Here is a 21,407-nt window from a genome sequence, read left to right as displayed (position 1 = left end):
TCCGGCGACCGCTCCTCCCGGTGAGGGGTCCAGGAAGGGGAGAATCTCGGTGCTGCAGTACGTGGTGCGACGCCTCGTCTACGGGTTGGTGACGATCGTCGCCCTCTCCGTCATCACGTTCACCTTGATGCAGAACACCGGCGGCGACCCCCTGGATCGGCTGAAGAGCAACCCTCGTATCAAGCCGGAGACTATCGCCGAGATGTCCCGCTTCTACGGGCTCGACCAGCCCCCGATCAACCAGTACTTCACCTGGGCCAAGAACTTCGTCCAGGTCTGGGACTACCCGACCGCATGGGGCCGCTCCTTCCAGGGTCCGCAGATGGTCCAGGAGCTCGTCTTCAGCCGCATCGGTGCCACGCTCCGCCTGATGGTGGCTGCCCTGTTGCTGGCCCTGATCATCGGGATCCCGCTTGGCATATACCAGGCGATACGCCAGTACTCCTTCCTCGACCAGGCGGCCACCACCGCCTCCTTCATCACCTTCTCCACGCCCATTTTCGTGGTCGGCATCGGGTTGCAGTTGCTCCTGGCCGTGTATCTCACCAGGTGGACCGGAATCAAGTTCTTCTACACCTTCGGGATGAACTCCACCGACTACGCCGAGTTGTCGGTGGGGGCGCGGATCGGCGACACCGTGCAGCATCTCTTCCTCCCGGCGGTGTCGATCGCCTTGATCTCGATAGCCGTGTACTCCCGGTACCAGCGGGCGTCGATGCTCGAGGTGCTCCACAGCGACTACCTGCGGACCGCCAAGGCCAAGGGACTGGGACGGCGGTCGGTGATCGTCAAGCACGCCCTGCGCAACGCCCTGATCCCGATCGTCACCCTGGTGTCGCTGGACATCGCCGGGCTGCTGGGCGGGGCGGTGATCACCGAGACCATCTTCGCCTGGCCAGGGATGGGCCGGCTGTACATCATCGCCATCGGGCAGAACGACTGGCCGGTGGTGATGGCGGTGGTGATGATCATCGGGTTCCTGGTGGTGCTGATGAACCTGATCGCCGACCTCTCCTACGGATGGCTCGACCCGAGGGTGCGCTATGACTGAGAACAAGGGAACCGCCGTCGACTACGCCGCCCTCGACATCGCCGAGGGGATCTCTGCGGAGCCGCTGACCCAGTGGAGCCTGTTCTGGCGTCGGTTCCAGAATCACCGGCTCGCCATGGTGTCGGCGATCACGCTGCTACTCATTGCCAGCACGGTGATCTTCGCCGATCTGTTGCCGCTCAAGGATCCGCTGGCCACGCTGAAGGACAGTACGGGACGGATTGCCAACCTGCTCAGCCCGCGCTCGGAGTGGTGGTTCGGGACCGACGAGCTGGGCCGCGACGTGTTGTCTCGCGTGATATATGGCGGGCGCACCAGCCTGATCGTGGCCTCGCTCACCGGGCTGATCGTGGCCACCCTGGGAACCCTGGTGGGGTCGTTCTCCGGTTACTACGGGGGTTGGGTGGACACAATCACCATGCGCTTCGTAGACCTGGTCCTCGGGCTGCCGCTGCTGCCGGTAGCGATCGTGGCCGCCGCCTGGCTGCGCGAGGCGTTCGAGGGCAAGGAGGCGGTCGCCCTAGCCCTGCTGCTCGGTCTGCTCTCCTGGGGAGGTCTGGCGAGAATCGTGCGCGCCGAGTTCCTGTCGCTGAGGGAGAAGGAGTTCGTCGAGGCCGCCCGCGCCGCCGGGGCGCGAGACCGGCGGATCATCGTGCGCCACATCCTCCCCAATGCCCTGAGCCCGATCATCGTCAACACCACCCTGGTGATCGGGTCGGCGATCATCATCGAGGCGGCGCTGTCGTTCCTCGGGTTCGGGGTGCGCCCGCCGACCCCGGCCTGGGGCCAGATGGCTTCGACGGGGGGCACCCTCGCCGTGGGCGGGGCCGATGCCTGGTGGCTCCTGGTGTTCCCGGCCGGGGCGCTGATCATCACCGTGCTGGCGGTCAACTTCCTCGGCGACGGACTGCGCGACGCCCTCGACCCGACCCAGACGATGGAGCGCAGGTAGCCGATGGCCGCTCCGCTGCTCGAGGTCAAGAACCTGCGCACGTACTTCGCCACAGAGGAGGGCGTGGTGCGCGCCGTCGATGGGCTGTCATTCACCATCCACGAGGGCGAGCGGTTCGGAGTGGTGGGGGAGTCGGGATCCGGGAAGTCGGTGACCGCCCTCTCCGTTATGCGGCTCATCGAGCCTCCGGCGGGTGAGATCGTCACCGGGGAGATCATCTACAAGGGCCGCAACCTGCTCGACGTCACCGAGTTGGAGATGCAGGGAGTGCGGGGTGGGGAGATCGCCATGATCTTCCAGGACCCGATGACCGCCCTCAACCCGGTGTACACCATCGGCAACCAGCTGATCGAGACCATCACGCTCCACCAGGATGTGACCAAGAAGGAGGCGTTCGAGATCGCCGTCCAGGGCCTGGAGGACGTCCACATCCCCCATGCCAGGGAGCGCATGGGCGACTACCCGCACCAGCTGTCGGGAGGCATGAGGCAGCGGGTGATGATCGCCATGGGCCTGTCGTGCAACCCGTCCCTGCTCATCGCCGACGAGCCGACCACCGCCCTCGACGTCACCACTCAGGCGCAGATCCTCGACCTGATGCTCCAGCTCACCGACGAGCGCAACACGGCGGTGATGCTGATCACCCACGACCTGGGCGTGGTCGCCGGGTTCTGTCAGACCATCCAGGTGATGTACGGGGGCCGGATGGCAGAGCGGGGCACCAACGAGGAGATCTTCGGGGAGACCTACCACCCCTACACCGCCGGCCTGCTCGGCTCGATGACCCGTCTCGACGAGGTGCGCACCGAGCGCCTCTACTCGATCAAGGGGGCGCCACCCTCGCTGATCAACCCGGGGGGCGGCTGCCGTTTCCGTGCCCGCTGCGAGTTCGCCCAGGAGGTATGCCGCACCGACACACCGGTGCCCCGTGAGATATCCGAGAACCACTGGGCGGCATGCCACTTCGCCCCCGATCTCGACCTGACGACCGTGAAGCGGGAGGAGGCGGCCTCGTGACCGACCTGAAGAACGACACGGGAGCCGGCCTGGCGGGGAGCCTTCCCGACGACACGTTGCTGCGCGTGGAGAACCTGGTGAAGCACTTCCCGATCACCAAGGGGGTGTTCTTTCGCAAGGAGATCGGGGCCGTCCAGGCGGTGTCGGGCGTCTCATTCGACGTCAAGCAGGGCGAGACCCTGGGCCTGGTGGGGGAGTCGGGTTGCGGAAAGTCGACGACGGCGCGGTGCATCCTTCGCCTGCTGGAGCCGACCTCGGGTCGGGTTCTCTACCGGGCGGAGCTGGCCGGCAAGGAGGGCAATCGCACCGAGGTGATCGACATCGCCTCCGCCAACAAGCAGGCGTTGCGCCTGCTGCGGCGCGACATGCAGATCGTGTTCCAGGACCCGTACGCCTCGCTCAACCCCCGCATGACCGTGGCGTCGATCGTGGCCGAGCCGCTGGTGGTGCACGGCATCGGCACCCGAGAGGAGCGGGTGGAGCGGGTCAAGGAGCTGCTGCGGGTGGTTGGCCTCAACCCGGAGCACACCAACCGGTACCCCCACGAGTTCTCGGGAGGGCAGCGGCAGCGGATCGGCGTCGCCCGGGCGCTGGCGATGAACCCTTCATTGATGGTCCTCGACGAGCCGGTGTCGGCGCTGGACGTCTCCATCCAGGCGCAGGTCCTGAACCTGATGGGGGACCTGCAGGACGAGTTCGGGCTCACCTACCTGTTCATCGCCCACGACCTATCGGTCGTGCGCCACGTGTGCGACCGGGTGGCGGTGATGTACCTGGGCAAGATCGCCGAGACCGCCGACCGCGACACGCTGTACGAACGTCCGATGCACCCCTACACCCACGCCCTGCTTTCTGCGGTGCCGATCCCGGATCCGCAGGTGGAGCGGAGCCGGAAGCGGATCATCCTGGAGGGCGACATCCCGTCGCCGGCGAACCCGCCAACCGGGTGCCGGTTCAACACCCGTTGCCCCCGCGCCGAGTTCCCGCTGTGCTCCACCGAGGAGCCGGCGCTGCGCGAGGTCGAACCGGGACATCACGTGGCCTGCCACTTCCCGGAGGTCAAGCAGGTCGTTCACTGATCGCCGCCGGGGTACAATCCCGGCCCCACGTCGGAGTGGCGGAACTGGTAGACGCGCTAGGTTGAGGGCCTAGTGCCCGTAAGGGCGTGGAGGTTCGAGTCCTCTCTCCGACACCGTAGAAACTAGAGCCTCCGGTGAGTCCTACCTCCCGGAGGCTTACGTTCATCCGGGGCGCTCCCGACACCTTGACTTCCAGGTGATCGGGGTAGAAGCGGATCTCGTCGAGCAGGTCGGAGGCGATGATCCACCGCTCCTTCTCGTCGGCCTCCTCCCAGATCTCCTCGATGTCGAGATCGGCGAGATGCCGGGCGACGTCCTCGAAGGCCTGGGCGATCTCGTTTCGCTCCTGCAGCCGTTGGGCCGTCTCCGCCAGTTCGGCTTCGAGCCCCCGGAGCTGCATGGTGAGATCGGCTTCCTGTTCGGCGAAGAGCTCGGCGCTGATCCTCCCGGCGTAGTGCAGGTCGAGGAGCTTCCGGCGTCGTTCCCGGAGCTGTTCGGCGAGAGCGGGGGACCGGGCCGTCCCCCTCCGGGGTCCCGGCCCGGTCGCCCTCCGCAACTCGCCCCGAATCGCCTCCTGCAACGTCTCGTCGTGCCCCACGATCCGCAGACCCAACAGGGCGGCCCGCTCGATTCCGGCCACCGACCGTCGAGGCTGCTCGCAGCCCTGCCCCCGATGCACGCACCGGAAGAAGCGTTGGCCCCGGCCGTTCCCGTCGACGCCGGCCACCCGACCACACAACCCGCATCGCACCACACCGGAGAGGGGGTGGCGGCTCTGACGACGGCGACCCTTGACCCAGCCCCGCTGGGCCCGTTCCCAATCTTTCTCGGTGAGCAGAGCCTCGTGGTGGCCGGGGAACCACTCGCCCCGCCAGACCACCTCGCCGAGGTAGATCCGGGACTCGATGATCCCCTTGGCCGTCGAGTACTTGATCCCGGTACGCCGTTCGATCTCGGAGAAGGAGCAGCCTTCGGCACGGAGCCGGAAGATCCGCCGCACCGTGTCGGCGTCACCGTTCGGAGTCAGGTTGCCGTCAATGAGGTCGTAGCCGGTCTTGGGCCGGTTGATCCACTTGCCCTCTTGGGCGGCTTTGGCCATGCCCATGACGACGTTCTCGGCGAGCTGTTCCCGGTAGAACTGAGCGAACGAGCCGAGCACGTTGTAGAACATCCGCCCCGTTGCCGAGGACAGGTCCAGCCGTTCGGTGAAGGAGTGCAGAGCGACGTCGGCCTTCCCGAAGGTGTCGGCCAGGAGGATCAGGTCTCCGAGGTTCCGGGAGAGGCGATCCAGGCGCCACACCAGCAGGTGCTCGACGTGGCCCTGTTCGATCATGGCGAGGACCTGTTGCAGCCCGGGACGTTCGAGATCCTTCCCCGAGGCTCCGGGGTCTTCGACGAGGGTGACGGGGCCGAGGTCGTGGAGGTCGGCGTAGGCCCGCAGCTTGTCGGCCTGGCCCTCGATGGAGTAGCCCTCGGCGGCCTGCTCCTCGGTGGAGACCCGGCAGTACGCCACGGTCAACACGACTCGTCCTCCTCCCCACGCCGCTTCCGGAGAATCCGCAGGCTCACGGTGACGAGCACCGACGCTACCCGCTCATAGTCCCGGCCGCTCATGGGAGCCCGTACCTTCGCTTCTTCCGATCAACCTGCCACGAGAACGGATCGCCCGTCTCGATCTCCCACTCGTGAAGCACAGAAGTGAGGCACGGTCCCAGCCGCTCGACGTCCGTCTCGTCGATGAGGGCTCCGTAGCTGGACATGTACCCCCGCATGCTCACGACGATCCGCCGCAGCGAGGCTTCCCGGTTTGCCCCGTAGGTCCGTTTGAGGCCGGCCGCTCCGTTCCGCAGCGACGCATGACTTACCGCTTCCCACACCGGATCGACCGGCCAACGAGAGCGGGTCTCATCCGCAGCAGGCACACGCAGCGACAACCACTCCGTGAGGTATCCCCAGATCCCCCCGACGCCGGCGAACAGATCATCGAGCGAGTCGATCCCGAGCTGGCCCAGGACCACACGGTGGACCTCGAACTCGATCCGCCACACCGGCCGCTCGGCGTCCCAGGCGTCGCCCCACAAGTCGTGCCACCACACAGAACCGGCGGCAACCTCGGTGCTCTTGCAGTAGATCCGGGAGTGAACTCCGCTGCCACGCTTCCCGAACTGCAACGCCGTCATCTTCCGATCGTTCTCGTAGACCCGCCGATGAGAGGAACGAGTCACGAACCGATCCCGCATCTCAGGCGTCGGGTCCCATCCCTGCAGATCCATGAACAGGTCGACTCGGGACGCCTTCGGTACCCCGCCCGGCACGAGTCCCGACACCAACTCGTTGAACCATCCAGCACAGGCCTCAGGGCCCACGCCGTGAAGGAACTCGGCGTTCGGCTGCACATAAACGGTCGGGAGGCTCTTGCTCGCCGTCACCCCGATCCGGCCGTGAGGATGCACCAAATGGAACTTGTACATCCTCATGAACCCGAACGGCTCGATGCCGAACTCCTCGCCGCCCAGCAGGAACGGCACCGTCTCCCCGGCTCCCTCGGCCATCGAACGGTGAGCCTCCAGCCGCTCCAACTCCCGATCCGGCAGAACTCCGTTGAGCGACCAGTAGAGGCTGTCGATCCCGGACGCCAACTCACATACTGCCGAACCTGTCACTAGCTGTGCCGACAAGTCACCGAAGGGGGAGGGGAGAGACATGGCGCACGACTACTCCTGGTCCCGGAGCTTCGGTTCGAGGTACGTCTTCCAGAACGCCTCGGGGTCGAGACTGACTCCGACCATCGAGTACTCGTCCGGATGCTTCTTGAACACCAACCGGAACCGCTTCAGCCGCCGATAGATCGTCCGCTCACTCCACCCGGCACGCTTCAGACCGTCGAAGCCGCCGTAGAGGTGCCACGCCACCCAGAAGCCGACCATCTCCTCGGTCCACCGGACCGCCAGATCCCGAACGGCGTCATCGATGAACTTGGGGCGGAATCGGTTCACCGCCTCGGCGTAGGCGTCCCAAGCACGACGAGCCCGGCCCTTCCCCTCGGCCGTCTCAGAGCGCTCGTGACGAAGATCATCACCCGACATACTGACAGTATAGACAGTAGGAATGACAAGCGTGCAACTCGTGTCAGACCTTGCCGGTACGATGCAGTTTGAGGGTGCTGTGATACAGGGCACGCACCCGCTCTACCGATCAGGCCCAACCACTCGCCCGCGTTCGACCAGATCTGGCCGTCGAGGTGGGAGCTCCTGCCTCCCTGAGGTCTTCACGCCGAGCGAGGTCGATGCATGCGCGTAGACGGGCTCGTCGACTTGTGAGGCATCTTCCATCCTGCGCTCCACGAGATCTCGGGTGTAGAGGGTCTTGGCAGAATCCCAGGGCTCCAAGTAGATCGGCAATGGTGTGGAAGCGTCCCCCACGGGATGCCCCCACTCAGGGATCAGCAGCGCGCCGCCCGAGACTGCACGCCATCGGCGAGGCAGGATGCGTCGCCACCATGCCCATTGAGGTCCCCAAGCGAGGTGGAGCCCACTGAGCCGTACGCCCCGCTTGCCAACGTTCACCGCTTCAACCGATACGACTTCCCAGGCGCTTCCGCGTCCGTCAGGCATTACTGGGAACGTCACAGTCATCTTCAACCGCGGTCGGTCAACCCTGGTCGCGTTGAAGATATGCCAACCGAGCGCAAGAACGCTCACTAGGAGCGAGGCAGCCGACACGAGGAGGGCAATCTGCGCCGTGTCCATCGTTCGATCGTACCCGTGCGGCTCCGATGGATTGAGGCTCGCATTTCAGCGGTCGATTGCGCCCACCTGCGCTAGTGCCAGTTGATCTGACTCAGTTGGTTGACTCGGTATGCCCGGACGGCCGCGGCGGCCCGATCCGCATCGCCTCCGAACAGACCCGCTTCGAGGCCCAACCACCCGTCGGCGGGACCCTCCTCCTCCTCCTCCTCGGCCCCGATTGGCTCGATGCCGATTTGCCTGCGCATCCAGTTCTCTGGGTGGTCGGTCGGATCAAACATGTAGTCGTGCTTCCACTGGAATCGCCCAACCGGGCCTCGCACCATCCCGCTCCCGAGCGCTAGCCGGTGGTCCACGGTCATCGCTCCAAGGAGGTATTCGAAGCGGTCGAAGAGCCGCTCGTAGTCATGGTCCTCGACCATGCCGTGCAGGTGGGGACGGGCGACCTCGAATAGACGATTCGAGACCGGCGTGTACTCCCGAGGGTTCTCCCTTAGGAAGCCCCCGTCGTGTTCACCGGGACGTGGAGAATGGCCACGCATCGCTGCCCAGGGACCAAGCGCAGCGACGGCAGGAAGGCGCCCGTCTGTTGGGGTCGGCACTTCGGCCATGCAGACAGCGTGCAGGTTGTCCCAGTTGTCGCCGGCAAGGGCTGCTATGCCCCCCACGTACAGCACCACAAGCCCGCCGTAGGAGCGCATCGAGATCAGCAGGCTGGTGCCACTCAGAGCCTCCGTATCACCTAACAGGGCCAAGGTATCCCTGAGAACCCTGCGGTGCTCCTCGGTGCTTCCCCATCGCGCGGCAACCGCAAGCAGATGTGCGCTCTTGGACACCTCGCCCTCGACTCGGCTGGCGCGGTCTCGGAGCTCCTCATTCGGGATGGCGTTGGATGAGGCCTGTACCGGGTACTGCGCGACGTCGAATAGGGCCGCGCGGGCGCGTCGCGCTTCGCCAAGGATCAGGTCTCTTAGCTCCACCTGCCCGCTTGGGTCGACGACCAGCCGCTTTGCGAGATTGATCGATGCCAGCAGATCCAGGGGGTGAGGCCGGGCAACCCTCTCAAGAGCGTCGACTTGCCGTGCGAGGTCCTCGAAGAATCGATCGGCATCCGGGATCTCCACAACCGTGGCACTCCTGGAGGCAATCATCGCTTGCGCGTCCTCATCTGGCTCGCCACGCAGCGCCCAGTAGGTCGGGTACCGCCTCGATGTTGCGGCACCGATTCCGGACCGAAGTGCCGGATCCCAAGCCCCTGACCAGCCGCAGACCACGAGGCCGTACTCCTCGACGATCGCCTTCAGGATCCGGCTCATTCCCGGTCCGTACTCCTGGAGCTCCTCCTCAGTGACGCGCATCCCGTCAGGCACCTGGTAGTCACCGTGAATCTTCACCACGACGCTCTGCATTCGATGAAGCGGCTCGGAACCGACGGCGTCTGCATCGCTCGCAATCACCCTTGGCTGGATGCCCTCGTCGGCAAGCGCCATCTCAATCAGGCGATCGAAGTTTGTCGTGAGTATGACCCGAACGTGTCCCGACCTGGCAAGTCGCGCTATCGCGCGGTGAGCCGCCGTCGGCTCAAAGGGGTCACCTGAATCCGCATGCTCTAGGTATCGCGAGAGGATCGCTCGCCGATCATCCCTGGACGGTCCTACCTCCCGCAGTATCTCCGAGAAATCGGGCGCTCGCCCATAGCGCTCCTGATACCACGCCTCGGCGTCGTCACTCTCTACTAGGTCCGTCCCAGCGGCTGTCGCGAGTCTCCTGATTAGGGACAGCGTCATATCCCAGCCTGTCGGGATCCCAGCCGCGGAGCTGATACCCGACCCAACCAGGACGGCGTAGGTACCCGGCTGAGCCTGCATCGAGAAGGCAAGCGCCGTCGTAGGTGCAATCGCCATGGTTCGAGCGTACAACCGTGGCGTGACACGGATGGCTCCTTGGAGTAGGCCGCCTGGCGCTGGGAGGGGTCAGCATCCCGAGTCCCAGGGGACTCACCCTGCATGTCAGGTCGAACCAAGCGACAGGTGACTCCCCGGAACCGATTTGTCCCACTCCCGCGGCGCGGACAGCAGCTCCCAGTAGCCTTGGTCCAGGACGGGCATGAGCAAGAAGGCACTGAGCGAAGCTGACATCTGCGAGAAGTTCATCTCGCCTGCCCTGGAAAAGGCCGGCTGGTCGAAAGGGCAGTGGCGGCGCGAGGTGTCCTTCACCGACGGCAAGATCATCGTCCGCGGCAAGCTGGTCGCCCGGGGCAAGCGTAAGCGGGCCGATTACCTGCTCTACCACCAGCCGAACATCCCGATCGCGCTAATCGAGGCGAAGGACAACAACCATTCGATCGGTGCGGGGATGCAGCAGGGCCTCGCCTATGGCGCCGCGTTGGACGTCCCGTTCGTGTTCTCCTCAAACGGGGACGGGTTCCTGTTCCACGACCGCACCGGCAACGCTCAGCCGGTCGAGGTGAACCTGTCGCTCGATGAGTTCCCGTCCCGCGACGAGCTGTGGGCTCGGTACAGAGCGTGGCGTGGGCTCGACGACGACACCGAACCGTTGGTGACGAGTCCGAACCACAGCGACGCCAGCGGTAAGACCCCGCGCTATTACCAGCAGCTGGCGATCAATCGGACCATCGAGGCAATCGCCCGAGGTAAGAAGCGGGTGCTCCTGGCGATGGCAACGGGGACCGGCAAGACCTACACGGCCTTCAACATCATCTGGCGCCTGTGGAAGAGCGGTCGGGTCAAGCGGGTGCTATTCCTAGCCGACCGCAACATCCTCGTGGACCAGACGATGGTCAACGACTTCAAGCCGTTCGGCGAGGTAATGACCAAGCTCACGCGCAAGCTGGTCGACTCCAACGGCCGGGTCGACACGTCGTATGAGATCTACCTCGCGCTGTACCAGGCGATCATCGGTGGCGAGGACCGCGACTCGATCTACGACAAGTTCCCAAAGGACTTCTTCGATCTCGTCGTCATTGACGAGTGTCACCGGGGTAGTGCCCGGGATGACGCCCAGTGGCGGGAGATCCTCGAGTACTTCGACTCGGCGATCCAGATCGGCATGACCGCCACCCCGAGGGAGACCAAGTACGTTTCGAACATCCACTACTTCGACAAGCCGGTCTACACCTACTCCTTGAAGCAGGGCATCGAGGACGGATTCCTGGCGCCGTTCAAGGTGATCCGTATCGACCTGGACAAGGATCTCACCGGATGGCGCCCCACTGCCGGCCAAGTCGATGACAACGGCCAGCCCATCGAAGACCGCATCTACAACCTCACCGACATCGACCAGGGGATCGTGTTTCCCCAACGCGACACGCTGGTGGCGCGTCGGATCAGTTCCTTCCTGCACAACACGAACCCGATGAACAAGACGATCGTGTTCTGCGCCAACATCGACCACGCTGAGCGCGCTCGTCAGGCGCTCACCAACGACCCCGCCAACGCCGAGCTGGTCGCTCAGGACCACCGGTATGTGATGCGGATCACCGGCGACAACGATGAGGGGAAGGCGCAGCTCGACAACTTCATCGATCCCAAACGGGATTTCCCCGTGATTGCGACCACTTCGAAGCTGATGTCCACCGGTGTGGACGCCCAGACCTGCCACGTCATCGTGCTGGACCAGCGCATCCAGTCGCTGACTGACTTCAAGCAGATCATCGGCCGCGGGACGCGGATCCGCACCGACTTCGGCAAGTACTACTTCACCATTCTCGACTTCCGCAAGGCGACGGAGCTGTTCGCCGATCCCGATTGGGACGGCCCTCCGATCCAGGTCTACGAGCCTGGCGACCCCGAAGAGGTCACACCGCCCGATCCACCCGCTGAGGGCAGTGATGAGGTCGAAGTCGTTATCGAAGGTGGGCTACCCGAGGAACCCGAGGACGAGGAGGGCGTGACGCGCTACGTGGTCAGCGGGGTGCCGTTCAAGGTCATCGCCGAGCGGGTTCAGTACTACGACCGAGACGGCAAACTGATCACCGAGTCGCTGCGGGACTACACCCGCCGCACCGTGCTCCAGGAGTACGCCTCCCTCGACGAGTTCCTCAAGCAGTGGACCGCCGCCGAACGCAAGCAGGCGATCGTCGAGGAGCTCGTCGAACGCGGCGTGCTGCTCCAGGCGCTGGAGGAGCGTGTGGAGGGCGACCTCGATCCGTTCGATCTGATCTGCCACGTCGCCTTCGATCGGCCGCCCCTGACCCGCCAGGAACGCGCCAACAACGTCCGGAGACGTGACGTGTTCACCAAGTACGGCGACCAGGCCCGCGCTGTGCTGGAGGCGCTGTTGGACAAGTACGCCGATCAGGGTGTCGACGTGATCGAGGAAATCGGCACCCTTCGGCTGGCGCCGTTCCCCGCAATCGGTACCCCGATGGAGATCGTCCGTGCTTTCGGCGGCCGCGACGGGTATCTGGGTGCGGTGCGGGAGCTGGAGGCCGAGTTGTACGCCGTGGCGAGCTGATCGGGAGCTGCTAGATGTCGCTGTCCACCACCGTCAAGTCCATCCAGGACATCATGCGCAAGGATGCCGGGGTCGACGGCGACGCCCAGCGCATCGGCCAGCTGGCGTGGATGCTCTTCTTCAAGATCTACAGCGACCTCGAAGCCGAGACCGCGCTCCTCACCGGGGGGTACGTTTCACCGATTCCCGACCGGCTCCGCTGGAGCGCATGGGCTGATGAAGCTGCTCTCGGCAAGAACGCCCCGACCGGCGACGACCTCCTGGATCTGGTCAACAACGATCTCTTCCCGACTCTACGAAACCTCGACCTGTCGCAGTTCGACGGGACCAAACGAGACCGCGCTGCCCTCCTCCGGGGTGTCTTTGAGGACGCCATCAACTACATGAAGTCCGGCACCCTGATGCGGCAGGTGATCAACAAGATCGACCGGGAGATCGACTTCAACCAGGCCGCAACCAGGCACGTGTTCGGCGAGATCTACGAGACCATCCTTCGGGACCTGCAATCGGCCGGCAATGCCGGCGAGTTCTACACCCCCCGGGCCGCTACGCAGTTCGCCGTCGACATGGTTGATCCCCAATACGGCGAGTTCGTCCTCGACCCTGCCTGCGGCACCGGTGGATTCCTCACCGGCGCCTACGAGCACATGAAGACACAGGTTGCCACCGCCGAGGAGCTCAACGCACTCAAGCACCAGATTCGCGGCGTGGAGAAGAAGCAACTTCCTCACCTCCTGTGCGTCACCAACATGATGGTCCACGGCATCGAAGTGCCCTCCAACATCCGCCACGACAACACCCTCGCCCGACCGCTGCGGGACTACGGGCCCGCCGACCAGGTGGATGTCGTGCTCACCAATCCTCCGTTCGGAGGCATGGAAGAGGATGGCATCGAGAACAACTTCCCTGCCGAGTTCCGCACTCGGGAAACCGCCGACCTGTTCCTCGTGCTCGTCGTGGAGCTCCTCAGCGACGGTGGCCGCGCCGCCATCGTCCTTCCTGACGGGACGCTGTTCGGCGAAGGCATCAAGACCCGGATCAAGGAGAAGCTCCTCACCGAGTGCAATCTCCATACCATCGTGCGGCTGCCCAACGGCGTGTTCGCCCCCTACACCGGCATCAAGACCAACCTGCTGTTCTTCACCAAGGGCGAACCCACCACCGAGGTCTGGTACTACGAGCACCCCTACCCCGAGGGCTACAAGAGCTACTCGAAGACCAAGCCGATGCGCATTGAGGAGTTCGAACCCGAGAAGGCCTGGTGGGAGGACCGCGAGGAGAACGACCACGCCTGGCGGGTCCCCATCGAAGACATCGTCGCCAGCGGCTACAACCTCGACATCTCCAACCCCAATGCCCCCGAAGCCGGCCACGAAGACCCCGATGTCCTCCTGCATCGCTACAAAGAAGCAACAGAGCAAGTGCGAGCAGCACAGAACGCGCTCAAGGCGGCTCTCGCCGAAGTGCTCGGCAACGACTGATGGACACCGCCACCTTCCTCGACGACTTCGCCACCATCGCCGACGCCCCCGGCGGCATCGACCGGTTGCGGGACCTCATCCTCGATCTGGCGATGCGGGGGGAGTTGATGCCGCAGTCTGGAGAAGATGCCCCAGCCAGCGGGCTATTGGATGCCATAGCCGAGGAGTTTCGGAAGAGCACTCGCAGACAGAAGAAGCTGCCCGGCATCGAATCCGACGAGGTCCCCTTCGCTGTACCCGCTTCTTGGGAATGGGCACGGCTCGGGATGATCGCTTCCTACAACCAGCGCCCCAAGGTAGACCCTTCGGCGATCCCCGGCGATGCCTGGCTGCTGGACCTCCAGGACATCGAGAAGGACACCTCGCGACTTCTGACGAGGGCCAAGTGCTCCGACCGGAGCCCGACGAGCACCAAGACGCGGTTCGAGGTTGGAGACGTCCTGTTCGGCAAACTCCGCCCCTATCTCAACAAGGTTCTCGTCGCTGACGCCGTCGGGTACTCGACAAGTGAGCTCGTTCCGATCACCCCGGGACCTGGGATCACGCCAGAGTGGCTGCGCTGGTCGTTGAAGCGCCCTGACATCCGGCGGTGGATTGCGGGGGTGTCGTACGGAGTGAAGATGCCCAGGCTCGGTACCGGTGACGCTTTGGCGAGTCTCCACCCAGTCCCGCCGACGGCAGAGCAGCGTCGTATCGTCGAGAAGGTCAACGAACTCATGGCGCTCTGCGATGACCTCGAAGCCCGCCAGGAGGCACGCCACCAAGTCACCGCGCGACTCCGGGCCTCCACACTCGACGCCCTCGCCACCGCCACCACCGACGACGAACTCACAACCGCGTGGCAACGAGTCCACGACAACTGGGAGACCCTGGGCAGCAGCTCCGAGGCGGTCGATGGGCTACGCGATGTCGTCCTCGACCTTGCTGTACGAGGGCGCCTGTCGACTCGGGGCCCCGTAGATACACCAGTGAGCGAGGTCCTGGGCTCGATTGCTCAGGCCAAGCAGTCGATGGTGGCCGAGGGCGTTCTGAAGAAGACCACACCGCCAGCCACGAACGGGTATGAGCCTGAGTACGTCGTGCCGGATGACTGGCTCTGGGCACCTCTGCACTCAATCTCCTTGATCGTCACCGACGGGACTCATCAGACCCCCACGTATGTCGATCGCGGAGTTCCATTCGTCTCGATCAAGGACATAAGTTCCGGTGCCTTGGACTTCTCGGACACCAAGTTCATCAGCGAGAAGGAGAGCGAAGCCATCAATCGCCGTTGTGCACCTCAGCAGGGAGACGTGCTCTTCTGCCGGATCGGCACACTCGGTCAAGCAGTAGTCGTCGATGATGACCGGCCGTTCAGCATCTTCGTCAGCGTCGGCCTCATCCGGCCCGGCCCACGCATCGACCCGCGATACCTCCGCTACGCGCTCAACTCGCCAACTACATATCGGCAGTACGACAAGATCAAGGCTGGCGGATCACATGCAAGCAAGCTCAACCTCAACACGATGAGGTCGGCCCTCATACCTGTGCCGCCCCCTGAGGAGCAAGTCCGCATCGTGGAGGCGGTCGACGAGCTGATGATGCTCTGTGACGCACTCGAAGCAGCGCTCAGTGATCGCGACGCGGCTGCGTCCTCTTTGGCCGATGCAGCTTGTGATCCGGCTTAGCGCCGAGCCCTGCGGTTGCGACCGGGCGTCCTATCCGATCTGGCTTCTGCAGGGTCGCTCACCCGACCCGCTAGGAATCAGAGCCCCAGGGCCTCAACCGCCACCCCGGATCTGAGTTATCCACAGAAGGCTCTCCGACACCGATCGCAGCATCGTCTCGTCCACTGGTGTGTACATCTCGTATACGCAGTGATAGATTGTCGGGATGAGCGTCCCGATAACCGCAAGACTCGATGAGACCGTGGTCGCAGCACTCGACAGGGCGGTCGACGCCGGCATTGCCCCCACGAGAGGGGCGCTGGTCGCCAGCGCGGTGGCGGAGTGGCTCAAGCACCATGGCGAAGAAGCGATCGTCGAGTCGTATCGACTCCGCTACGCCGAGACCTACCCCGCCCACGACGAACTCCTCGACAGGCTCGCTGCGTTCTCGGTCGCCTCATGCCTCGCCGACAGCGTGCGCTGATCTCCAGAGGTGAGGTCTGGGAGGCGGACATTCCAGGGGTCGGGCGCCATCCCGTCGTGATCGTGACCCGTGACTCTGCGCTCCCGCTTCTGTCGTCGATCGTCTGTGTTCTCGTGACGAGTTCGTTTCGCGGTCACGTGGCGGAGGTGGAGGTGGGTGTAGCCGAAGGTCTCGATCGGACGAGTGCCGCCAACTGTGACAACGTGTTCACCCTCCCCAAGCGGGTGCTGACCCGTCGGCGAGGCATGCTGGGGCCGGTCAAGCTGGCCGAGCTCGATCGAGCCCTGCTGGTGGCCCTTGGGCTCAGATAGCTCCGGGTCCGGCATCCTCTCGAACTCCATGCCCGAACCGGCTCGGTAGTCCTTTCACCCGAAGTGGACGAGTTTCACGACGGGCGCCATGGCCTCCACCGCCGCGGTCTCCTTCGGCCAGAGGTCGCACCGGACCTCTTCAAACCCGAGCTCACCCAGGGAGAGGATGAACTCGGCGATCTCTTCGGAGGTGCCGGTGACCGGCTGCTCTACCTTCAACCCTTCTGCACTGCCGATCCGGCTGCGGAACATCTCGGGCACCACGGTGTACAGATCGAATGCGCGAGCCAGCGTGGCGGGGTCTCGTCCCTCGCCCTCACAGGCTCGTTCCAGGAGGTCGATGATGGGCGTGAGGCGAACCTTGATCTGTTCGAGTGTCTCGTCCCAGCCCCACCAGTTCCATGCGTCGCCGTACCTGGCGGCCAGTGTGAGCATCTTGGGACTCCCGGCGGCGATGTTGATCGGCGGACCGTGCTTGCGGGGACCCCTCAGCACCAGCTCCGCCCGCTTGACCGAGTAGAACTCGCCTTCGAAATCGAAACTTCCGGTCTTGAGCAGGCCATGGATGATCTGGATCGCCTCGGCGAAGCGTGAGAACCGCTTGTCGGTGGGGATCCCGAAGGCCTCGTAGTCGGAGTCCGGGGAGTTCCCCGCCCCTATGCCGAGGACGAAACGCCCCCCGGAGATCTCGTCGATGGTCTCGGCGATCTTCGCCGTCATGGCGGGAGGGCGGTAGGGGGAGTTGACGACCGACTGGCCCAGATCGATGCGGCTCGTCGTAGCGGCCAAGGCGGCGGCAACGGCCACCGACTCCCACGCCCCATCGGTGCTCTCCTCGCCCCGGTAGAGCAAGGCGTCTTCGAACACGAACATGTCGAATCCGGCCGCCTCGGCTGCGGTTGCACGGTCACTGATCGACTTCCAGTTGGGTGCCGGAACGGGTCCGTCGGGCCGGCCGTGGAGCTGATTGATGAGTCCAAGGCGCATGCACCGACCCTAATGGCGATCCGCCGGGGCGGCGTGGGGAAGTTCGTAGACCAGGCCCTCGTCGTCGTGACGGGAGCGACACTCTTCTTGTGGCGGTGATACGCTTCCCGGACCTGTGAGTGCAGGGAAGGAGGATGGGATGAGGCGAAGCATGGTCGCACTCCTCGTGATTGGGCTGGTCTCGGTGCCGGCGGTGGTATCAGCCGGACCGCCCGGAGATCCATTCGTCGGGTCGTGGCATGCGATCGATTCGGTCGATGGCAGCAACATCTGGCTCCGGGTGGGCGGGGGGCGCCATCACGCCGTGTACTCGGAGGACGGTCTCACGGCCTGTGACAATGCCTTCGGCGAGTTCGTTCGGGGTTCGGCGAGCGGGTTCGCGGTCATCGACGGTGACACGATGTCGCTGACGGCGACCCTTTACTGCAACCTGTCGACCGGAAGGACCGCCCACCCCGTGCTCGCGCCGTACACCTTCGTCTTCGAGTACGACGAGTCGACGGACACGCTGACGATGACGGATCCATCCCTCGGAGTCGACGAGACCTTCACCCGATCGGGGGGATAGGGAGGACCCTACCCTGGAGCGCACCCGCGGAGGGCCGCCGTGTTGCGGTGGGGCGTTGGGTTCGCCCGACCGAACGGGTGCCTCCCCCACGCCAACGTCGGTCGTCCGGCATTCGCCGGGAGTGGCGCGACGGAAGGGTGTCGACGTCGACGGGAGTGGATAGCCGGTGCCCCTCCGGTTTCGGCGCGGTCCTGGATGGTCGTGTGCCTCTCCAATGCGTTCGATTCTGCCGGGCGCTCCTGTCGCGATCGGGGCCGAGCCAGACGGCGAGTTCACCGAACGCCGACACCGTCGACGAGCATCGCCACGCTCCGGCGCAGAGCCTGTTCGAGGGGCATGGTGACCTCCGGTGCCGCCCACACCAGCAGGCCCTGCATCAGTGCCCAATTGATGGCCATGCGGATCTCGGCCGCTGTGAACGAGGAGCTCACCTCGCCCCTGCGTTGGGCTTGGGCGATCAGGGCGTCGAGCGCCCCGTTGCGTGCGGCCTTCGTGGTGGGATGCATCGGGCCCTGGCCGATCCGGCTCAGGACCTCGCGCACCGCTGCCACGACGAGTTGGCGTGGGAGGCGTCGCGCCCCTGCGGCGGTGCGCATGATCAGGCGATCGATCACGGTCGCGAAGCGTTCACCGGCCGCGACCATGGCGTCGATCTCCGCTGCGGTGTCCTCGCCACCCCGGAAGAACATCGCCACGAGCAGGTCCTCCTTGGCGAGGAAGTGGAAGTAGAAGGTCCCCTTCGCCACGCCGGCGGCCGCGCAGATCTCGTCCACCGTGACGTCATCCACTCCGCGGTCTGCGAATAGCCTCGTGGCCGTCGCAACGAGCCGCTCATTGGTGTCGCGCGACCGGGCCTGGAGGCCCTGGGTGAGCGGGCGGACCGTCAAGGATGGATTCCGGTGGCGTGCAGGGTGGCGACCAGGCTCGCCTCGCCGATGACCCTCCGCATCAGCACGATACCGGTCTCAGAGGTTGGTTCGTAGGCGGCCGCTCCTGGGCCCAGCGGCACCAGGTCGGAGGCCGTGAGCACGACGAGAGGTATCGGCGCGCCGGTTGCGTCGGTGACCAACCGGGGAGGATCGAGGGAGACGACTTCAATGGCCACCACGCCATTGTGGATGAACTCCTGGTGCTGGCGACTCCACGAGTCGGGCGTGACCAAGGCGATCAGGCGACCGTCACGGGTGATGGCGAAGTCGACCTGGGTGAGCCCATCGCCGCCCAGAGCCTTTGCCTCGGAGTGACCGGCGAGCCGTCCCGCGTAACGCCAGGTCCAGGTGGCGGGCGGACCTGCGGCGTTGGTGGCGAACACCTCGAGCGAGCTGCGCGGCAGGTCCGGTACGTCGAACTCACCCAGTGGGAGGCAGCGCAGGGCCAGGAACAGCGTGTCATCGGCATGATGGAGCGCCGGCTCGTTCCACAGATCGCATGCGGCGAGGGCAGGGTCGAGATCGGCCAGGGCCACGTCGACACTCCAGCGCGGGTCGGTGCGGAGACTGCCCAGGGTGGCAGTCGGACTGGCGGCGAGCCCCGAAACCGTGTCGGAGGCGGTGACGACGATACGGAAACTGTCGAGCGGGCGCTGCCCGAGACCGGCACCGTCAGGGGCGAAGAGGTCGAGCCGAGCCGCATACCAGGTGACGCCGCCGTCGTCTCCCACCACGGGCAGCAGGTTCGGGACCTCGTGGTCCGTGGTTCCGGGCACGCCTTCTGGAGATACGGTCCTGACGGGATCCCACAGGACCCCTGCACTCACCCAGGTCTCACCGTCATCGTGGCTGACGGCGAGGTGGGTCTCGACGCGGGTGCCGCGCGCACCGCCGACCCCGACGGTGATGCCGGGATAGGACGACGCCATCCACAGGTCGCCGGTCGTCGGGTCGCGGCGGATCGATGCATCGGCGTGCCCCCGGAGCGGCGCGGGCTCTCCCGACGGGAGGGACATCGGGGGGTCGCCCTCGATCACCAGCTGCGGGCAGTCCAAGGCGGCCCCGAGACAGTCGAACGACAGTGCTGACGGTATGGGAGGCGGCGAAGTGGGCGGTGCCGGCAGGGATGTGTCGGGGGTCGCCTGCGGCGAGCAGGCTGTTGCCAGGACGAGGAGGAAGGCGGTCACTCGGAGCGCAGGTGTCGTGGCCATGAAACCGACTGTAGTCGAATCTGATCGAGTCGGTGTCGAGTCCGTCGTCAGGCATCCGCCGCCGGATCCGATGCGTCGTTCGGGGCCGTCCTCGGTCGCAGCCCGCAGAACGCAAAGTCCGCCCACCGTGTGCTCGCGCTGTACACCTTCGTCTCCGGGTACGACGAGTCGACGGACACGCTGACGATGACGGATCCATCCCTCGGAGCCGACGAGACTTCACCCGATCGGGGGGATAAGGCGGATCAGTCCCCTGGAGCGCACCGGGTGAGCGCCTCAGCGTTACAGGATCGCGCCAGGTCCAACGGATCGACCGAACGCTTCGCCGACACCGGTGCGATGTCGCGAGCCATTGCACTTGGGTGTCTCATGTCTCGTTCCATGTCGCTCAGATCGCCGCGTGGCTCCGGCTGCGGGCCGAATGGGGGGTCGTAGCACCGGCCCCTTGGCGATCCTTCGGCTCTCGGAGGCATCAACGACTCAGCGGCGTGAGCGTGATCACCCCGCTGGTCGCCCGGCATTCGCCGGGTGTGGCACACCCGTCGGCATCGAAGTTCAGAGTGAGGGGCCCCCCGGTGTTGCCCGAGATCTCGTAGGTGCCGTCCCCACTGACGGTGACGCCGCTGCCTCCGCCCGAGTAGGAGAGCGTGCCGCTCGAATAGATGTCCCCCGTGGAGGGCTCGATCACGGTGGCGCCGGGTGTGAAGCTCAGTGTCGCCGACCCGCCTTCGAAGGTGCCAGTGACCGTGAAGGACTTGGTGATGTCGGAGACGAGGCCGGTCACGGTCATCCCGCTTCCCCCTCCCGTCGCCTGATACTGCGTGACGCATACCACGGGAACAGAGGCGAGCACGGTGAAGACGTGTTCTGCTATCGGAAGCTCCTGGCCGATCAGCTCCTGCAGCCCGGCGCCAACGGCTCGTGCCTCGTCCACGAAGGCGGAGAAGGCCCCGCCTCCGATCTCGGCCCGAGCCACCACGCGATATGCCCCTTCGCCCAGGTCCGTGCACTGCCAACGGGGCTTGGGGAAGTCGAGGGTACGCGCCTCGCCCTGGTCGAGCGTGAAGCCGGAGTGACTCTCGGTCCCCACCACCTCCACCTCACCCAACGCCTCGAAGCGGACAAACTGGACGACGATCTTGTAGGACAGGCCGAGCCTGTGGGTTCCGGTGGAGACGTTGCGGACCTGGACGGCCGCCTCCCATTCCTCTCCAACGCTCCTCTCTCTGGGGGTGATCTCCTCGAGCCCCAGCGCCAGGTCCCCGCTGTGACCCACGATCCAGGAGAAGTGGGAGATCTCGCCCCGGATAGTGGAGACTCCCGCCTCCAGGTCGAGGACGACATCGAGGCTGAGTGGCTCCCAAGCCCCGTCGTCCCCGACGCTCACCGCCAGGGGCGGCGCCACAGAGCCGTCGTCACCGACATCGAGATCGCCCGGGTCCTTCGACACCTGCTGGACCTGTGACTCG

The 21,407-nt window shown here is 65.3% G+C and carries 18 protein-coding genes and 1 tRNA gene; 12 read left to right on the top strand and 7 right to left on the bottom strand.

What is annotated here, in order from left to right:
- The first annotated feature begins 49 nt into the window (after nucleotides 1–49).
- The 6 genes from QY307_01475 to QY307_01450 all read left to right on the top strand — a co-directional run bounded on the left by QY307_01475 (nucleotide 50) and on the right by QY307_01450 (nucleotide 5,699).
- Nucleotides 50–1,051: an ABC transporter permease gene (locus QY307_01475; GenBank protein WKZ82950.1), complete on the top strand. Its 1,002-nt coding sequence runs from the start codon at nucleotides 50–52 to the stop codon at nucleotides 1,049–1,051.
- Nucleotides 1,044–2,003 carry an ABC transporter permease gene (locus tag QY307_01470; protein ID WKZ82949.1) on the top strand — a complete coding sequence of 320 codons (960 nt, stop codon included), beginning with the start codon at nucleotides 1,044–1,046 and terminating at the stop codon, nucleotides 2,001–2,003. The genes QY307_01475 and QY307_01470 overlap by 8 nt, the downstream gene beginning before the upstream one ends.
- A 3-nt stretch (nucleotides 2,004–2,006) precedes the next feature.
- Nucleotides 2,007–3,020, top strand: coding sequence for an ABC transporter ATP-binding protein (locus QY307_01465; GenBank protein WKZ82948.1), 1,014 nt, complete (start codon nucleotides 2,007–2,009; stop codon nucleotides 3,018–3,020).
- Entirely contained in the window at nucleotides 3,017–4,099 is a 1,083-nt protein-coding gene (locus tag QY307_01460; protein ID WKZ82947.1) for a dipeptide ABC transporter ATP-binding protein, read from the top strand. The genes QY307_01465 and QY307_01460 overlap by 4 nt, the downstream gene beginning before the upstream one ends.
- 29 nt (nucleotides 4,100–4,128) lie before the next feature.
- Nucleotides 4,129–4,212 (top strand) — tRNA-Leu (locus QY307_01455).
- An 83-nt stretch (nucleotides 4,213–4,295) separates the two neighbouring features.
- Nucleotides 4,296–5,699, top strand: coding sequence for a hypothetical protein (locus QY307_01450; GenBank protein WKZ82946.1), 1,404 nt, complete (start codon nucleotides 4,296–4,298; stop codon nucleotides 5,697–5,699).
- Nucleotides 5,700–5,709: 10 nt separating this feature from the next.
- Here QY307_01450 and QY307_01445 read toward each other — a convergent pair whose 3' ends face one another.
- From QY307_01445 to QY307_01435, 3 genes are all read right to left on the bottom strand, one after another.
- Nucleotides 5,710–6,738, bottom strand: coding sequence for a hypothetical protein (locus QY307_01445; GenBank protein WKZ82945.1), 1,029 nt, complete (start codon nucleotides 6,736–6,738; stop codon nucleotides 5,710–5,712).
- Nucleotides 6,739–6,813: 75 nt separating this feature from the next.
- Nucleotides 6,814–7,185 (bottom strand): hypothetical protein, encoded by a 372-nt coding sequence (locus tag QY307_01440; GenBank protein ID WKZ82944.1) that lies wholly within the window; start codon nucleotides 7,183–7,185, stop codon nucleotides 6,814–6,816.
- A 734-nt stretch (nucleotides 7,186–7,919) separates the two neighbouring features.
- Nucleotides 7,920–9,749, bottom strand: a complete 1,830-nt coding sequence (locus QY307_01435) for an SIR2 family protein (GenBank protein WKZ82943.1) — start codon at nucleotides 9,747–9,749, stop codon at nucleotides 7,920–7,922.
- A 202-nt stretch (nucleotides 9,750–9,951) separates the two neighbouring features.
- On the opposite strand from QY307_01435, the gene QY307_01430 reads away from it, so the two are divergent.
- The 5 genes from QY307_01430 to QY307_01410 all read left to right on the top strand — a co-directional run bounded on the left by QY307_01430 (nucleotide 9,952) and on the right by QY307_01410 (nucleotide 16,243).
- Nucleotides 9,952–12,321 carry a DEAD/DEAH box helicase family protein gene (locus tag QY307_01430; GenBank protein WKZ82942.1) on the top strand — a complete coding sequence of 790 codons (2,370 nt, stop codon included), beginning with the start codon at nucleotides 9,952–9,954 and terminating at the stop codon, nucleotides 12,319–12,321.
- A gap of 14 nt (nucleotides 12,322–12,335) precedes the next feature.
- Entirely contained in the window at nucleotides 12,336–13,802 is a 1,467-nt protein-coding gene (locus tag QY307_01425) for a class I SAM-dependent DNA methyltransferase (GenBank protein ID WKZ82941.1), read from the top strand.
- Complete coding sequence (locus QY307_01420) at nucleotides 13,802–15,469, top strand: restriction endonuclease subunit S (protein WKZ82940.1); 1,668 nt, start codon at nucleotides 13,802–13,804, stop codon at nucleotides 15,467–15,469. Before QY307_01425 ends, QY307_01420 begins: the two co-directional genes overlap by 1 nt.
- A gap of 205 nt (nucleotides 15,470–15,674) precedes the next feature.
- The gene (locus QY307_01415; protein WKZ82939.1) at nucleotides 15,675–15,932 is read left to right on the top strand and encodes a hypothetical protein; all 258 of its coding nucleotides are present in this window, start codon (nucleotides 15,675–15,677) and stop codon (nucleotides 15,930–15,932) included.
- 62 nt (nucleotides 15,933–15,994) lie between these two features.
- The gene (locus QY307_01410) at nucleotides 15,995–16,243 is read left to right on the top strand and encodes a type II toxin-antitoxin system PemK/MazF family toxin (GenBank protein WKZ82938.1); all 249 of its coding nucleotides are present in this window, start codon (nucleotides 15,995–15,997) and stop codon (nucleotides 16,241–16,243) included.
- 54 nt (nucleotides 16,244–16,297) lie between these two features.
- On the opposite strand, the gene QY307_01405 is transcribed toward QY307_01410, so the two are convergent.
- Nucleotides 16,298–17,230 (bottom strand): LLM class flavin-dependent oxidoreductase, encoded by a 933-nt coding sequence (locus tag QY307_01405; GenBank protein WKZ82937.1) that lies wholly within the window; start codon nucleotides 17,228–17,230, stop codon nucleotides 16,298–16,300.
- Between the two features lie 139 nt (nucleotides 17,231–17,369).
- Between QY307_01405 and QY307_01400 the strand changes: the two genes are divergently transcribed.
- Nucleotides 17,370–17,798: a hypothetical protein gene (locus QY307_01400; GenBank protein ID WKZ82936.1), complete on the top strand. Its 429-nt coding sequence runs from the start codon at nucleotides 17,370–17,372 to the stop codon at nucleotides 17,796–17,798.
- A gap of 272 nt (nucleotides 17,799–18,070) precedes the next feature.
- On the opposite strand, the gene QY307_01395 is transcribed toward QY307_01400, so the two are convergent.
- The 3 genes from QY307_01395 to QY307_01385 form a co-directional block, all read right to left on the bottom strand.
- Nucleotides 18,071–18,685, bottom strand: a complete 615-nt coding sequence (locus QY307_01395; protein ID WKZ82935.1) for a helix-turn-helix domain-containing protein — start codon at nucleotides 18,683–18,685, stop codon at nucleotides 18,071–18,073.
- Nucleotides 18,682–19,938, bottom strand: coding sequence for a sialidase family protein (locus QY307_01390; protein WKZ82934.1), 1,257 nt, complete (start codon nucleotides 19,936–19,938; stop codon nucleotides 18,682–18,684). The genes QY307_01395 and QY307_01390 overlap by 4 nt, the downstream gene beginning before the upstream one ends.
- 472 nt (nucleotides 19,939–20,410) lie before the next feature.
- Nucleotides 20,411–21,388: a hypothetical protein gene (locus tag QY307_01385; GenBank protein ID WKZ82933.1), complete on the bottom strand. Its 978-nt coding sequence runs from the start codon at nucleotides 21,386–21,388 to the stop codon at nucleotides 20,411–20,413.
- Nucleotides 21,389–21,407 lie beyond the last annotated feature (19 nt).

Source organism: Acidimicrobiia bacterium, from assembly GCA_030584185.1.
GTDB lineage: Bacteria > Actinomycetota > Acidimicrobiia > Spongiisociales > UBA11373.
This window is presented reverse-complemented; position numbering and strand designations above follow the sequence as displayed.